Here is a 15,351-nt window from a genome sequence, read left to right as displayed (position 1 = left end):
GGCGTCAGGATTTCTTGTCCGGAGTGGTGGCCGGTGCCGGTGCCGGAGGAGCCGGCGGCTGTGGCGTGACGTCCTTCTTGGCGGTATTTTCGGCATCCTTTTCCACCGGCGGCAGGCCGTTGGCGATCTTTTCCTTCACCTTGGCCTTGTCCACGTCGTCGCTGTCGCCGATCAATGCGCGGTTCCACTGATAGACCGCCTCGATCTTGCGGCCGACCCGCCAGTAGGCGTCGCCCAGATGGTCGTTGATGGTGGGATCGCCAGCTTTCAGTTCGATCGCCCGTTCCAGCTCGGTCACGGCTTCATCGAAATCGCCAAGGCGATAATGGGCCCAGCCGAGAGAATCGACGATATAGCCGTCATTCGGCCGAAGCTCGACGGCACGGCTGATCATTTTCATGCCTTCATCGAGATTGATGCCCTTGTCCACCCAGGAATAACCCAGATAGTTCAGAACCTGCGGCTGTTCCGGGTTCAGTTCCAGCGCCCGCTTGAAATTCGGTTCCGCCTTGTCCCATTCCTTCAGCCGCTCATAGGCGATGCCGCGCTGGAAGAAGATGGACCAGTCGGATTTCTGCGGCACCGAGCCGATGACCTCGATGGCCTTGTCGTAGTTCTCGGCCATCGCCTTGTAGTCCTTGGCGTCCGAAAGCACGCTGCCATAGGCGAGATAGGAACGGATGTCCTTCGGATCGGATTCGAGCAGCGATTTGAGATGCTTGCGCGCCTCGTCCACCTTGCCCGTCTGTGCAAGCGTCAATCCGAGCTGGAGCTCGGAGATGCGATACATCGGCGAATCCTTCGGCACCTCACGATAGAAGGCAATGGCGCGGTCAGGCTGTTTCAGCGCTTCTGAAAGGCCGCCGAGCAGGATGAGCGTATCCGGGCTCTTCGGATTGAGCGCGCGCGACGTCTGCAGATAAAGCGTCACGATCTCTTCGGCGCCTTCGCGGTTCAGCGCGCCGGCGATGGAGAACATGACGCTGGCGGCGCCTTCAACCGCATTGGTGATCTGCTGTTCCGGCTTTTCACCGTTTTCGATGGACTGGCGAAGCGCTTTCAGCGGCGCGTAATTCGGCGCGAAAGTGTCTCCGACCGCAATCGCATCCAGCGCCTTCTGCTTGTTGCCGGCGGAAGCTTCCAGCCGGGCAAGCGCCATCACCGCGCGCATATAGGTATCGGAGGCGGTTGCCCCGCCTTCGCGGTCCGTCACCGCTTCGTTGAGGCTTTTGCGGGCCGCTTCATTGTTGCCGGAAACGAGGGCGATGGCCGCCGCATTGTATTTCTGGAAGATCGAAATCCAGCCCGGGCCCTTCATGTTGTTGACCAGCGCCAGCGCTTCCTTCGGCTTGCCGGAACCGGCGCGCGCCCAGGCGGTCAAAAGCGTGTTGACCATGCGGTCGAGATCGTTCGGACCGGTATATTTCAGGATCTTCTCGGCCTTGGTGAATTCCTTGTCCTTGATCGCATCCAGACCACGAACGATGGTCGTCACGCGCTCCACCGAGGTATCGTCCTTCATCGAATCGGCGATCTTCGCGCCGGCCTCGAAATTGCCGCTCAGAAGTTCGGCGATCATCAGCCGCTGGCGGATTTCCGTATTGGCCGGATCAAATTCCAGCGCCTTTTTATAAAGCGAAATCGCGGTGGGATAATCCTGATCGACATCGGCATTACGGCCAGCGAGGAACGCGCCGGAGAAGGTGTTCACCTTGGCCGGATCGAACGTAACGGCCTTGTCTTCCGGTGTCGCCTTCGTCTCCGCAAAGCCGGGGCTTGCACCCGCGCCGATTGCGAGAGCAGCGGCAAGAGCCGCGCTGCAGAGAAGACGGAGTGCTGGTTTACGCCGCATGAGGGAACCTTTGCCTTTGTGCAGAAGCACGGAAAAATCAGTTTCCATTACTGGTCACGATAGAATGGCTTTTTTGAAGCAGCCCCGCAAGAAATTATGGCCCCGGCCACAATCACGCCTTGCGGAGAAGCTGGCCCGGAACCTCGGGCGGATGGTCTTTTTCATCCGCCGTTGTTCCGGTCTTCCAGCGTCAGTTCAGACGCTCGATGCAGAAGTCGATGACTTCCAGAAGCGCATCTTTCCACGGGCTCTGCGGCAGCGGCGCGAGCGCGTCGCGGGCAATGGTGCCGTAATGCGTGGCGCGGCCGATCGTGTCACCTAGGCCGTTATATTTGGTGATCAGGCCAAGCGCCTTCTCGAGGTTCTCATCGCTGCTTTCGCCCTTTTCGATGGCTGTGCGCCAGAAAGCGCGCTCATCCTGCGTGCCGCGACGATAGGAGAGGATGACCGGCAGGGTGATCTTGCCTTCGCGGAAATCGTCACCGGTATTTTTGCCGAGATCGGCGGACTTTCCACCGTAGTCAAGAACATCGTCGACCAGCTGGAAGGCGAGGCCGAGATTCATGCCGTAGGATTTCAGCGCGCTGCGGGTCGCCTTGTCTGTCTTGGCGACGATGGGGCCGACTTCCGCCGCCGCCGCAAAAAGGGCGGCCGTCTTGGCGCGAATCACCTGCAGGTAATCATCTTCCGTCGTTTCCATGTTCTTGGCGACGGAAAGCTGCAGCACCTCGCCCTCGGCGATGACGGAGGCGGCGGTGGACAGCACGTCAAGCGCATCGAGAGAGCCGACATCCACCATCATGCGGAACGCCTGGCCAAGCAGGAAGTCGCCGACCAGAACGCTCGCCTGGTTGCCCCAGATGGTGCGGGCGGTGGATTTGCCGCGGCGCAGATCGCTTTCATCCACCACATCGTCATGCAGAAGCGTCGCCGTGTGCATGAATTCGACGCTGGTGGCGAGCTTGATGTGGTGGTCGCCCTCGTAACCGAACATCGAGGCCGAAGCGAGCGTCAGCATCGGCCGCAGGCGCTTGCCGCCTGACGAGATCAGGTGATTGGCCACTTCGGGGATCATCTGGACATCGGAACCGGCTTTGGAAAGGATAAGCTGGTTCACCCGTTCCATGTCGGGGCGGGTCAGGTCGACAAGCGGCTTGACGGATGCGAGTTTGTTTTTGCTTTCTTCAAGCGGTATGACGACGCCCAAGGGACAGGACTCCAGTTCGAATTTGAATTCGACAATAAAAACTGACGCCTTGCGCGGCAAGGGGCGAATTGCCGCTAGCCATTCAAAAAGATGGGAATTTAAGGTCTATCCATGCGTGAACTGATCCGTACCAACGATGCCGTGCTTCTTTCCTTCGCCGAAAGCCTGATGAAGGACGCCGGCATTCACTGCCTCATTGCCGATCAGGCGATGAGTATTCTGGAGGGATCGCTCGGCCTTTTGCCGCGAAGGTTCCTGGTGGAAGACGACCGCGCCGATCAGGCCCGCCGCATTCTCATCGATGCCGGGCTCGGCGACGAGCTGCGCAACGAAGAGGCTTGAACGGCGGTGGGCGACGGCATTTCCGAAACGATCGACGCCTTTCACCGGGGCCGGTTTCACATCGTCCAGCCGAAGGGCAGGGGGCACCGGGCCGGCATGGACGCCATGCTTCTGGCCTCGCTGGTGGCGGATGACCGCGCCTGCCGGATCGCCGATCTCGGCGCAGGTGCGGGCGCTGCCGGCGTGGCGGTTGCGGCAAGGCTCGAAAAGGCGCAGGTGACGCTCTATGAGCGCTCGCCGGAAATGGTTCAATTTGCTCGCCGCAGCCTCGAATTGCCCGAGAATGCCGCGTTTTCCGCGCGGGTGAATGTGTGCGAGGCGGATGTGACGCTGCGTGCGAAAGCGCGTGTCGCGGCCGGATTGCCCGATGATTATTTCCATCACGTCATCATGAACCCGCCCTATAATGATGCGGGTGACCGCCGCACGCCGGATGCCCTGAAGGCTGAAGCGCACGCCATGACGGACGGCCTGTTCGAGGACTGGATCAGGACGGCGGGCGCGATCATGGTTTCGGGCGGGCAGCTTTCACTCATTGCACGGCCGCAATCTGTGGCGGAAATCATTGCCGCCTGCGGCAGCCGTTTTGGTGGCCTCGAAATCACCCTTATCCATCCGCGCCCTGGCGAGGATGCGGTACGTATGCTCGCCACCGCCATCAAGGGTTCGCGGGCGCGGCTGTCCTTCCGCGCGCCGCTCATCATGCATGAGACCGGCAGCCATGCCTTCACACCATTCGTCGATGACCTGAACAATGGCCGCGCCGCCTATTCGCGTAATGTAAGGGCAATCCGGACCGCGTCATAAATATCGCTGTTCCGCCGGCCGCAAACCATTGTGTTTTCCGGGGCGATACATACATCCCTGACGAACGGATAAATGCTGCGAGGATTGAGTAGTGGGTTTTCTGAAGTATCTGGTGCCGAAACGCTTTCGTAAAAAAGAGCTCGTCATCCCGGTGGTGCGCATGCATGGCGCGATCATGGCCGGCGGCAACCAGTTCCGCCCCGCCCTCAACCTCGCTTCCTATGCACCGCTTCTGGAAAAGGCCTTCGCCTTCAAGGATGCGCCGGCCGTCGCCATTTCGCTCAATTCGCCCGGCGGTTCACCGGTGCAGGCACGGATGATCTATAACCGCATCCGCCAGCTCGCCGAGGAAAAGGACAAGAAAGTCCTGATCTTCGTGGAGGATGTTGCAGCCTCCGGCGGTTACATGATCGCGCTTGCCGGCGACGAGATCATCGCTGACCCTACCTCTATTGTCGGCTCGATCGGCGTCGTTTCCGGCGGTTTCGGTTTTCCGGAAATGCTGAAGAAGATCGGCGTGGAGCGCCGCGTCTATACGGCCGGCGAGAACAAGGTCATCCTCGATCCCTTCCAGCCGGAAAAGGAAGGCGATATCGATTACCTGAAATCGCTTCAGGTCGAAATCCACAATGTTTTCATTGATATGGTGAAGATGCGCCGCGGCTCGAAACTGAAGGGCGAAGAGGCGATCTTTTCCGGCCTGTTCTGGACCGGCATGCGCGGCCTCGACCTCGGCCTGATCGATGGGCTGGGCGACATGCGGGACGTGCTGCGCCGCCGTTACGGCACCAAGGTCAAGCTCCAGCTCATCAGCGGCGGGCGTTCGCTGTTCGGCAAAAAGGTGCCTGGCGTCAACGCGGCGCTCGGCCTCAATGCCGAAGGCCTCGCGGCAGGCGCCGTATCGGGGCTTGCGGAGGTTGCTGAAGAAAAGGCATTGTGGTCACGTTTTGGTCTGTGATGTCGCAGGAATAGGGCCTTATGGCGCAGCTTATTACAATTATTCTTCTGGTGGTGGGATCCGTCATCCTTTACCGCCGCTTTGTCCGCGATGCGGAAAAGCTTTCGGCGAAATCGAAGCAGCGTGAGAAGGAACGCGAAACCGGCGCCATCGGCACGCTGATCAAGGACCCTGAAACCGGCGAATACCGGGTGAAACGCGAGGATGAGCCGTAAGGCGGCTTCTCCACGCATAAAACCTTGACCCCTTCGCCATGCCGTGGCACCAGTCCGCATCCGAAGTAAGTCACTGCTTACTTGTCCTCCTAACGCCGCGATGACTGAAATGACCGATGTTCCCGACCATATGAACCCGAAGCGTTCCTTTCAGGCGCTGATCCTGACGCTGCACAATTACTGGGCCGACAAGGGCTGCGCGGTGTTGCAGCCTTACGATATGGAAGTGGGCGCGGGTACGTTCCATCCGGCGACGACGCTTCGCGCGCTCGGTCCCAAGCCGTGGAAGGCCGCTTACGTGCAGCCGTCGCGCCGTCCGTCCGATGGTCGTTACGGGGAAAACCCCAACCGTTTGCAGCACTATTACCAGTATCAGGTCATTCTGAAGCCCAACCCGTCGAACCTGCAGGAACTCTATCTCGGTTCGCTGAAGGCGATCGGCCTCGATCCCTTGCTGCACGATGTGCGCTTCGTTGAGGACGACTGGGAAAGCCCGACGCTCGGCGCCTGGGGTCTTGGCTGGGAATGCTGGTGCGACGGCATGGAAGTCTCGCAGTTCACTTACTTCCAGCAGGTTTGCGGCATCGAATGCTCGCCGGTCGCCGGCGAACTGACCTATGGTCTGGAGCGTCTGGCCATGTATGTTCAGGGCGTCGACAACGTCTATGACCTGAACTTCAACGGCCGCGAAGGCGAAGAGAAGATTTCCTATGGCGACGTCTTCCTGCAAGCCGAGCAGGAATATTCCCGCCACAACTTCGAATTTGCCGATACATCAATGCTGCATCGCCATTTCATCGACGCCGAAAAGGAATGCCAGGCGCTTCTCGCCGCCGGTGCGCCGGGTGATAACGACAATCAGCGCCTGCATAAATGTGTGTTCCCGGCCTATGACCAGTGCATCAAGGCCAGCCATGTCTTCAACCTTCTGGATGCGCGCGGCGTAATTTCGGTCACGGAACGCCAGAGCTATATCTTGCGTGTGCGTACGCTGGCGAAAGCCTGCGGCGAAGCCTTCCTGCTGACGGATGCGGGCGGGGTGAACTGGAACAGGGCCGCCTGAACGTTTATGTAAGGCGGGGCAGCAGTCTAACGTGCGGACGCCACCATGGTGTCCGCGCCTCTTGAGGAGGGGTCGGGAATGTTCATCACGCTGGCAATCATCGCGGCGATCGCGCTTTATGTCGTCTTCATCTATAACGGTCTCGTCAAGGCGCGGCAGATGAAGGAAGAGGCGTGGTCGGGCATCGACGTGCAGCTGAAGCGCCGCGCCGATCTCATCCCCAACCTCATCGAGACCGTGAAGGGCTACGCGGCGCATGAAAAGAGCACCTTTGAAGAAGTGATTGCCATGCGCAACCGGGCGCAGGCCGTGCCGGCGGGAGACGTTGAAGGCCGCGCCCAGGCGGAAGGCTTGCTGTCGCAGGCGCTCGGCAAGCTCTTTGCGCTCGCCGAAGCCTATCCCGACCTGAAAGCCAATACGAACTTTCTGGAATTGCAGCGCTCGCTGGAAACCATCGAAGGCGAACTCCAGATGTCGCGCCGTTATTACAATGGCGCGGCGCGCGATCTCAACGTCAAGGTGGAGAGCTTCCCCTCCAATCTGGTCGCAGGCCAGTTCGGCTTTGCGAAGGCGCCTTATTTCGAGATCGAAAACCCGGCCGACCGCGCCGTGCCGACGGTGAAATTCTAAGCTTACTGTTCTTCCGGCGGCTTAAGACCACCCGTTCAAATTCCGATAATCCGGCCCCGCGCTGCATTCTTTGACAAGACGACAATCATGATCGAATTGACCATCACCCCGCCCGACCACCCGCTTTCCGGCAAGGTCGAGCCGCCCGGCTCCAAGTCCATTACCAACCGTGCGCTTCTGCTCGCTGGCCTCGCCAAGGGCAGAAGCCGGTTGACTGGCGCACTGAAAAGCGACGACACGCTTTATATGGCCGAAGCCCTGCGCGAGATGGGCGTCAAGGTCACCGAGCCGGATGCGACGACCTTTGTGGTCGAAAGCTCCGGCGCACTGCAGCAGCCGGAAAAGCCGCTTTTCCTCGGCAATGCCGGCACCGCCACGCGCTTCCTCACCGCCGCTGCCGCCCTTGTGGATGGCGCCGTCATCATCGATGGCGACGAGCATATGCGCAAACGCCCGATCATGCCGCTGGTGGAAGCCCTGCGCTCCCTCGGCGTCGAGGCCGAAGCGCCGACCGGCTGCCCGCCCGTCACCGTCTGCGGCAAGGGCACTGGCTTCCCGAAGGGCAGCGTCACCATCGATGCCAACCTTTCCAGCCAATATGTGTCGGCGCTCTTGATGGCCGCCGCCTGCGGCGACAAGCCTGTCGATATCATCCTCAAGGGCGAGGAAATCGGCGCGAAGGGCTATATCGACCTTACCACATCGGCCATGGAGGCTTTCGGCGCGAAGATTGAGCGGGTGAGCAACGCCATCTGGCGCGTGCACCCGACGGGTTACACGGCGACCGATTTCCACATCGAGCCGGATGCCTCCGCGGCCACCTATCTCTGGGGTGCCGAACTTCTGACCGGCGGTGCTATCGATATCGGCACGCCGGCCGACAAGTTCACCCAGCCGGATGCCAAGGCCTATGAAGTCATGGCGCAGTTTCCGCACCTGCCCGCCGAAATCGACGGTTCGCAGATGCAGGACGCCATTCCAACCATCGCGGTTCTGGCCGCCTTCAACGAGACGCCGGTGCGTTTCGTCGGCATCGCCAATCTGCGCGTGAAGGAATGCGACCGTATCCGCGCCGTTTCGCTCGGCCTCAACGAAATCCGTGATGGTCTGGCGCATGAGGAAGGCGACGACCTGATCGTGCATTCCGATCCCTCGCTCGCGGGCCAGACTGTCGATGCCTCCATCGATACCTTTGCCGACCACCGCATCGCCATGAGCTTTGCGCTGGCGGCGCTGAAGATCGGCGGCATCGCCATCCAGAACCCGGCCTGCGTGGGCAAGACCTATCCGGGCTACTGGAAGGCGCTCGCCTCGCTCGGCGTGGACTATACCGAAAAGGAAAGCGCTGCCGAGCCGCAGCACTGAGCCATTGAGGAGGGATCGCCCGTGAAGACTATCGCCGTTAGACTTCTCGCGCTGTTCGTCTTCCTGGGCGCGACCTTCCCGGCCTTTGCGGAGGAATTCATCCGCTCCTACCATTCCGTCGTCGAGGTGGCGACGGACGGCAAGCTGACGGTGACCGAAACCATCACCGCCCGCGCCGAAGGCCAGAATATCAAGCGCGGCATCTTCCGCGACTTCCCGCTTTATGCGCTGGATGCGAATAATCGCCGCACCAAGGTGGATTTCAACGTCGTTTCGGTGGAGCGCGATGGCGCGCCGGAAAACTGGCGCACCGAAAATATCGATGGCGGCATCCGGATCTATACCGGCAGCGCCGAGCGTTTTCTGCCGACCGGCGAACATATCTTCCAGATTACCTACACCACTGCCCGGCAGATCCGCTATTTCAGCGATTATGACGAGCTGACCTGGAACGTCACCGGCAATGGCTGGCAATTCCCGATGGGCGAGATTTCCGCGACCATCACGCTGCCGCAGGGTGTAAAGGCCACCGATACCGCCGTCTTCACTGGCCCGCTTGGCGCGAAAGGCAAGGATGCGCGCATCCTCAGCGAAGGCAACGAGGTTTTCTTCGCCACCACCCGCCCGTTTTCGGTTGGCGAGGGCATGACGGTTGCCGTGAAGCTGCCCAAGGGTGCAATTGCCGCGCCGGACGCCTCACAGGAGGCGGGCTGGTGGCTGCGGGATAATCTCGCCATCCTGCTCTCAGGCGGCGGGCTTTTTGCCGTGCTGCTCTATTACCTGCGGGCGTGGTTTGCCGTCGGCCGCGATCCGGCGAGGGGCGTGGTCGTGCCACGCTGGGATGCGCCGGAGGGGCTTTCGCCGGCTCTGGTCAATTACGTCGATAATCGCGGTTTCTCAGGTGCCGGCTGGACGGCGCTCTCTGCTTCGGCCCTTGATCTTGCGGTGAAGGGTTATGTCGTTCTGGAGGATTTGAAGAACGCCATCGTCATTCGCCGCACGGAAAAGGCAACCGCTGCCGATCTGCCGAGCGGGCAGAAAACGCTGCTTGCCTCCATCGGCGGTTCGGGGAAGGCGCTGACCATCGACAAGGCCCATGGGCCGGAGGTGGAGAAAGTCGGAAAACAGTTCCGCGCGGCGATAGAAAAAGAGCATCGCGGCAAATATTACCGCAGCAATGCCGGTTACACCGTCTTCGGCATCTTCCTCAGCATCGCCCTCATCGTCGCGACGTTGATCTTCGGCGATCTGGATGAAAGCGCCATTGCCGCCGTGCTGGTCTTCGGCTTTTTCGCCTTCTTCTTCAGCATCCTGTCGATCGGCATCGGCCGCCAGTTTTCGCGCGGCGCACCGCTGCGCAAGCGGATCGGCGGCATCGTCATGCTGGCCTTTGCCGGTTTCGTGGCCTTTTCAGCCATTGGCGGCATCGCCACGCAAATCCTGCTGGATGTCACCCATGACACCAAGTCGCTGGCGCTGGCCGCCATCGGCGGCATCGTGCTCACCAATGCGCTGTTCCTGTTCCTGATGGGCGCGCCGACGCCGCTCGGCCGCAAGCTGATGGACGGTATCGAAGGTCTCAGAACCTATCTGACGCTGGCGGAAAAAGACCGGATGAACATGGCGGGTGCGCCCGCCATGTCGCCGCAGCATTTCGAGACATTGCTGCCCTATGCGGTGGCGCTCGGCGTCGAAAAACCGTGGAACCGCACCTTCGAGGCCTGGCTGGCAACGGCCGCTGCCGGTGCCGCGGCTGCAAGTTATGCGCCCGGCTGGTATGCGGGCAGCAATTACGGCAGCTTTGGCGACAGGATCGGCGGCTTTTCCACCTCCATGGCGAACACTATCGCCTCCACCATTCCCCAGCCCGTCAGCTCTTCCGGCTCCAGCTTTTCGGGCGGTGGCGGCGGCGGTTTTTCCGGCTCCGGCGGTGGTGGCGGCGGCGGCGGCGGCTGGTAACGCCCGCCGGCGCTAATTTAACCGATAGCTGGTGACTTTTGCCGCTGGTCTTGCTAAGTCCGCGACACTCTTTTGCAACAGATTAAAGTCCTTATCCCATGCCCGATCTTCTGCTTGAACTTCGCTCCGAAGAAATCCCCGCCCGCATGCAGCGCAAGGCGGCGGGCGATCTGAAGAAACTCGTCACCGATGCGCTGGTGGAGAGAGGGCTGACCTATGAGGGTGCGCGCGAATATTGGACGCCGCGCCGCCTGACGCTGGATATTCGCGGTCTCAACGCCCGCTCTGCCGATGTTCGCGAGGAAAAGAAGGGCCCGCGCACCGACGCCAATGAAAAGGCCATCGAGGGCTTTCTGCGCGGCGCTGGCCTCAGCGACATCTCGGAAGCGCAGGTCGTTTCCGATCCGAAGAAGGGCGATTTCTATGTCGCCATCATCAACAAGCCCGGCCGCCCGGCGGAAGAGATCATCGCCGAGGTTATGCCCGGTATCATCCGCTCTTTCCCCTGGCCGAAATCCATGCGCTCCGGCCCGGCCTCGATGCCCAAGGGTTCCAGCTACGGTGGCATCGAAGGCAAGGGCTCGGAAAGCCTGCGCTGGGTGCGCCCGCTGCAATCCATCGTCTGCCTGTTCGGCCCCGAACATGACGAAACGCAGGTCATTCCCTTCGTCATCGACGGCATCGTCGCCGGCAACGTCACCTATGGCCATCGGTTCCACGCGCCGGGTCCCATCACCGTGCGCCGTTTCGAGGACTATGTCTCGAGCCTCGAAAAGGCGAAGGTCGTGCTGGATGCCGAGCGTCGCAAGGACATCATCCTGCACGACGCCAAGGATCTGGCTTTCGCCAACGGTCTTGAACTGGTGGAAGACGAGGGGCTGCTCGAAGAAGTCTCCGGCCTCGTCGAATGGCCGCAGGTGCTGATGGGCACCTTCGAGGAAGACTATCTGCAAATTCCGGCGGAAATCATTCGCCTCACCATCAAGACCAACCAGAAGTGTTTCGTTACCCGCAATCAGGGTGCGGAAGAGGGTCTTTCCAACCGCTTCATCCTGATCTCGAACATCGAGGCGAGCGACGGCGGCAAGGAAATCATCCATGGCAATGGCAAGGTCGTTCGCGCCCGCCTGTCGGATGCCCGCCACTTCTGGAACCGCGACCAGGGCGATCTGCCCGATCTGGAAACGCTCAAGGATTCGGCTGCGAAATTCGGTCTCGATCTCAAGAAGCCGCTCGACCAGCGCATGGCCAAGCTCGATGCGCTGAACGTCACCTTCCATGCCAAGCTCGGCACGCAGGGTGAGCGTGTGGCCCGCATTCGCGAACTGGCGAAGGCGCTGGCCCCCGTCGTGGGTGCCGATGCCGATCTGGTGGACCGTGCTGTCGTGCTGGCCAAGGCCGACCTGCGCACTGAAGCTGTCGGTGAGTTCCCTGAGCTTCAGGGCCTGATGGGCCGCAAATATGCGGCGCTGCAGGGCGAAAACGAAAGCGTCGCTGCGGCGATTGAAGACCACTACAAGCCGCAGGGTCCTTCCGACCGCCTGCCGGCCGACAAGGTGGCGATCACGGTGGCTCTGGCCGACAAGCTCGACACGCTCGTCGGTTTCTGGGCCATCGATGAGAAGCCGACCGGCTCGAAGGACCCCTTTGCGCTGCGCCGCGCGGCGCTGGGTGTGGTGCGCATTTTGCTTGAGAAAAACGTGCGGCTTTCGCTGCTAAGCGTTGCGAAGGACCCGGATCTCCTCTCCTTCTTCCACGACCGCCTGAAGGTCTATCTGCGCGACCTCGGTGCCCGTTACGATCTGATCGACGCCGTTCTGACGCCGGAATCCGATGATCTTTTGATGATCGCCCGCCGTGTCGAAGCGCTCACCGCCTTCATCACCGGCGAGGATGGCCGCAACCTTCTGGCGGGCGCCAAGCGCGCTACCCAGCTTCTGGCCGCCGAGGAAAAGAAGGGCACCGTGGTGGCCGATGGCGTTTCGGAAGAGCTGCTGAAGCTCGATGCCGAAAAGGCGCTTTATGCGGCGATCAGGACGGCTTCTGCCGATGCCGCGAAGGCCGTCGAAGGTGAGGATTTCCGCTCGGCCATGCAGGCGCTTTCGACGCTGCGCGCGCCCGTCGACAAGTTTTTCGAGGATGTGCTCGTTAATGACGAGGATGCGGCCATCCGCGCCAATCGGCTGGCGCTGCTGAAGGCTATCCGCGAGGCCACTGGTACGGTTGCGGATTTCTCGAAGATTACCGGGTGAGGGAATTTGGAGGGACCGTGGCGTCGCGTGCGCGGTTCACCCCCTCTGTCCTGCCGGACATCTCCCCCTCAAGGGGGGAGATCGACCAGCGGCGGCCTACCAACTACATTGAACGTCGCGGGAAGAGCGGGGAGCATGCCTCTTGCCGATCTCCCCCCTTGAGGGGGAGATGCCCGGCAGGGCAGAGGGGGTAGGCCGCGACCGCGACCCCCGCAGGATGATTTCCCAATGACCCACACACCTGCCAAAATCCTCATCAGCGCCTGCCTCCTCGGCCAGCCCGTCCGCTACGACGGCAAGGGCAAACCTCTATCCCACCCAACAATCGAGCGCTGGCGCAGCGAAGGCAGGCTGGTAACGATCTGTCCGGAGATGGCGGGCGGTATGCCCGTGCCGCGCCCGCCGGCGGAAATCGAGAAGGGTGCCTCCGGCCTCGATGTGCTGGAGGGTCGCGCCCGTGTGCTGGAGGTGACCGGCGGCGATGTCACGGCGCAATTTATCGCCGGTGCGGAAAGGGCGCTGGCCTTCGCCAAGGCCAATGGCTGTACTTACGCGCTGCTGATCGACGGCAGTCCGTCCTGCGGTTCAGTCGCGATCTATGACGGTTCGTTTTCTGGCGTCAAACACGCGGGCAATGGCGTGACGGCGGCGCTGCTCGAAAAAGCCGGTATTGCGGTCTTTTCCCCGGCCGATATCGACCGGCTGGATGCGCTGACCCATTGAAATAAAGAGCGCCGGAGTTACCCCCGGCGCCGTTTTCATCGATAGCTCTCGGGCCAATCACCCCGCCATGCGCATCCGCTCTGCCATCCCATGCAGTTGGTGGCCGGAAGAGACGCGGAAGCCGCGGATGAGGTTCAGCAGCTCCTCGGTGTCGACGGCCAGCGCTTCCGCCGAAGCCGTGGTCTCTTCCGCCATCGCCGCATTGTGCTGGGTGGCGACGTCGAGCTGGTTGAGCGATGAGGAGATCGAGCGCAGCGTCGTATCCTGTTCGGCGGCCGAATGGGCGATCTTGCTGACGATCTCGTTGGCGGATTTGATCTGGTCGGAGATGCGTTTCAGCGCGTCGCCGGCCTCGCCGACGAGCCGCACGCCGTTTTCCACCTGGGCGGAAGAGCGGGCGATCTGGTCCTTGATCTCCTTGGCGGCGGCGGCGGATTTTTGCGCCAGTTCGCGCACTTCCTGCGCCACCACGGCAAAGCCCTTGCCGGCCTCACCCGCACGCGCCGCCTCCACACCGGCATTCAGCGCCAGAAGGTTGGTCTGGAAGGCGATGTCGTCGATCACGCCAATGATGTTGGAAATTTGGTCGGAAGACTGCTCGATACCGCTCATCGCGGTGATCGCTTCTTCCACCACCCGGTCGCTGCGGATGGCTTCGGAGCTGACGGTGGTGACGCGCTTGGCGGCGTCGGCAGCCCCTTCCGCGGTCTGGCGCACCGCAACCGTCAATTCATCAAGAGCGGCCGAGGTTTCTTCCAGATTTGCTGCCTGCCGTTCGGTGCGCTGCGAAAGCTCGTTGGAGGCCTTGCGGATTTCCTCCTTGGAGCCGCCAATATCGATGCTTTTGGAGTTCACTTTGGCCATGGCTGCGTCAAGATGGGTCAGGGCTTCGTTGAAATTGTCGCGCAGCGCCGCATAACGGTTGCCGAGATCGCCGCAGCGCACGGTTAGATCTCCGCCGGCGAGCTTTTCCAGCGCCTCGCCGATGGTGGTGACGACGCGCGCCTGCAGTTCCGCCTCGTCGCGCTGCATGTCGAGATTGTTCTGGCGCTCGGCATTGAGCTGCCGCTGCTGCTCTTCCTCACGGCGCTGCATGGCGTGGCGCTCGCGCACCTTGTCCTGAAGCGAGGCGGTGGCCTTCGCCATCATGCCCACCTCATTGGTGAGGCCGGTATGGGGAATGGCGACCGAGACGTTTTCATTGGCCACTTCACCGAGCGCAAGGTGAATATCGCCAAGCGGTTTGGAAATGCCACGGATGACGTAGAAAGCGGCGGCAAGCGCCAGTACGAAGATCAGCGCGCCCATGGACAGCGCCTTCATCACATCGCCACGCACCTGCGCGTTCAGATCGTCGATGTAAACGCCTGTCACGACCACCACCTGCCAGGGGTCGAATGCAAGCGCATAGGCGCTCTTGGCGTAGTCATTGCCTTCCATGCCGGGCTTCGGACCGTAAAAATCCGTCTGGCCGCCGCCATTGCGGCCAAGCCGCACCAGTTCGTCGCGATAGGCGAAACCCTTGCTGTCGGGCTTGCCCTTGTAGTTTTCCCCGACCCGTTTTGCATCAGGATGGAACTTCATCGTCACGTCATAGTCGTAACCGAAGAGATAGCCGTCCGGCGTGAAGCGCATGGCGCTGACGGTTGCGTAAGCCTGTTTCATGGCTTCGTCGCGCGAAAGTGTTCCGGCCTTTTCCTTGTCGTGGAAGGATTTCAGGATGGAGATCGCCGATTGCACCTGCGTCCGCAGCATGCCGTAGCGTTCCTCATAGATAGCATCGGTGGCGGATTTCAGCTGGTAAAACGTCGCCACGGCGAAGGCGGCCATCAGGGCCAACACGAGAACGATCAGTTGACGGGAAATGGAAAGGTTCTTCATGGGCGCTCACAAGCGTTTGGAATCGCACGCCTGAAAATGCCGCGCGGTACCGATGTTTCGGAGAGGGGAGAGGCGCATGATGCGCGATAAAAAGGGC

13 protein-coding genes are annotated in these 15,351 nt (G+C 61.2%); 10 read left to right on the top strand and 3 right to left on the bottom strand.

Annotation, left to right across the window (positions count from 1 at the left end):
• Nucleotides 1–4: 4 nt before the first annotated feature.
• Nucleotides 5–1,900: a tetratricopeptide repeat protein gene (locus AGR1_RS10450; protein WP_187772109.1), complete on the bottom strand. Its 1,896-nt coding sequence runs from the start codon at nucleotides 1,898–1,900 to the stop codon at nucleotides 5–7.
• Nucleotides 1,901–2,042: 142 nt separating this feature from the next.
• Nucleotides 2,043–3,059, bottom strand: coding sequence for a polyprenyl synthetase family protein (locus AGR1_RS10445; RefSeq protein WP_080793191.1), 1,017 nt, complete (start codon nucleotides 3,057–3,059; stop codon nucleotides 2,043–2,045).
• Nucleotides 3,060–3,170: 111 nt separating this feature from the next.
• Between AGR1_RS10445 and AGR1_RS10440 the strand changes: the two genes are divergently transcribed.
• The 10 genes from AGR1_RS10440 (at nucleotide 3,171) to AGR1_RS10390 (ending at nucleotide 13,373) form a co-directional block, all read left to right on the top strand.
• Nucleotides 3,171–3,401: a DUF2007 domain-containing protein gene (locus tag AGR1_RS10440; RefSeq protein ID WP_142181855.1), complete on the top strand. Its 231-nt coding sequence runs from the start codon at nucleotides 3,171–3,173 to the stop codon at nucleotides 3,399–3,401.
• A gap of 6 nt (nucleotides 3,402–3,407) precedes the next feature.
• Entirely contained in the window at nucleotides 3,408–4,208 is an 801-nt protein-coding gene (locus AGR1_RS10435) for a tRNA1(Val) (adenine(37)-N6)-methyltransferase (protein ID WP_121459702.1), read from the top strand.
• A gap of 91 nt (nucleotides 4,209–4,299) precedes the next feature.
• A complete protein-coding gene (locus tag AGR1_RS10430) occupies nucleotides 4,300–5,166 on the top strand; it encodes a S49 family peptidase (RefSeq protein WP_187772108.1) in 867 nt (288 codons plus the stop codon).
• Nucleotides 5,167–5,186: 20 nt separating this feature from the next.
• On the top strand, nucleotides 5,187–5,381 hold the full coding sequence (locus AGR1_RS10425; protein ID WP_149146872.1) for a hypothetical protein: 195 nt from the start codon (nucleotides 5,187–5,189) through the stop codon (nucleotides 5,379–5,381).
• A 109-nt stretch (nucleotides 5,382–5,490) separates the two neighbouring features.
• Entirely contained in the window at nucleotides 5,491–6,444 is a 954-nt protein-coding gene (locus tag AGR1_RS10420; RefSeq protein WP_162927424.1) for a glycine--tRNA ligase subunit alpha, read from the top strand.
• Nucleotides 6,445–6,522: 78 nt separating this feature from the next.
• A complete protein-coding gene (locus AGR1_RS10415) occupies nucleotides 6,523–7,074 on the top strand; it encodes a LemA family protein (protein WP_020010489.1) in 552 nt (183 codons plus the stop codon).
• 87 nt (nucleotides 7,075–7,161) lie between these two features.
• A complete protein-coding gene (locus AGR1_RS10410) occupies nucleotides 7,162–8,439 on the top strand; it encodes a 3-phosphoshikimate 1-carboxyvinyltransferase (protein WP_149146871.1) in 1,278 nt (425 codons plus the stop codon).
• Between the two features lie 21 nt (nucleotides 8,440–8,460).
• The gene (locus AGR1_RS10405; protein WP_149146870.1) at nucleotides 8,461–10,398 is read left to right on the top strand and encodes a DUF2207 domain-containing protein; all 1,938 of its coding nucleotides are present in this window, start codon (nucleotides 8,461–8,463) and stop codon (nucleotides 10,396–10,398) included.
• A 98-nt stretch (nucleotides 10,399–10,496) separates the two neighbouring features.
• A complete protein-coding gene (gene glyS, locus AGR1_RS10400) occupies nucleotides 10,497–12,650 on the top strand; it encodes a glycine--tRNA ligase subunit beta (RefSeq protein ID WP_149146869.1) in 2,154 nt (717 codons plus the stop codon).
• Between the two features lie 228 nt (nucleotides 12,651–12,878).
• Nucleotides 12,879–13,373 carry a DUF523 domain-containing protein gene (locus tag AGR1_RS10390; RefSeq protein ID WP_080791315.1) on the top strand — a complete coding sequence of 165 codons (495 nt, stop codon included), beginning with the start codon at nucleotides 12,879–12,881 and terminating at the stop codon, nucleotides 13,371–13,373.
• Nucleotides 13,374–13,430: 57 nt separating this feature from the next.
• Here AGR1_RS10390 and AGR1_RS10385 read toward each other — a convergent pair whose 3' ends face one another.
• The gene (locus AGR1_RS10385) at nucleotides 13,431–15,254 is read right to left on the bottom strand and encodes a methyl-accepting chemotaxis protein (protein ID WP_149146868.1); all 1,824 of its coding nucleotides are present in this window, start codon (nucleotides 15,252–15,254) and stop codon (nucleotides 13,431–13,433) included.
• Nucleotides 15,255–15,351: the final 97 nt, after the last annotated feature.

The organism is Agrobacterium sp. B1(2019) (assembly GCF_008274755.1).
Lineage (GTDB): Bacteria > Pseudomonadota > Alphaproteobacteria > Rhizobiales > Rhizobiaceae > Agrobacterium > Agrobacterium salinitolerans.
The sequence above is the reverse complement of the archived record's forward strand: the minus strand, read 5'-3'. Positions and strand labels throughout refer to the sequence as shown.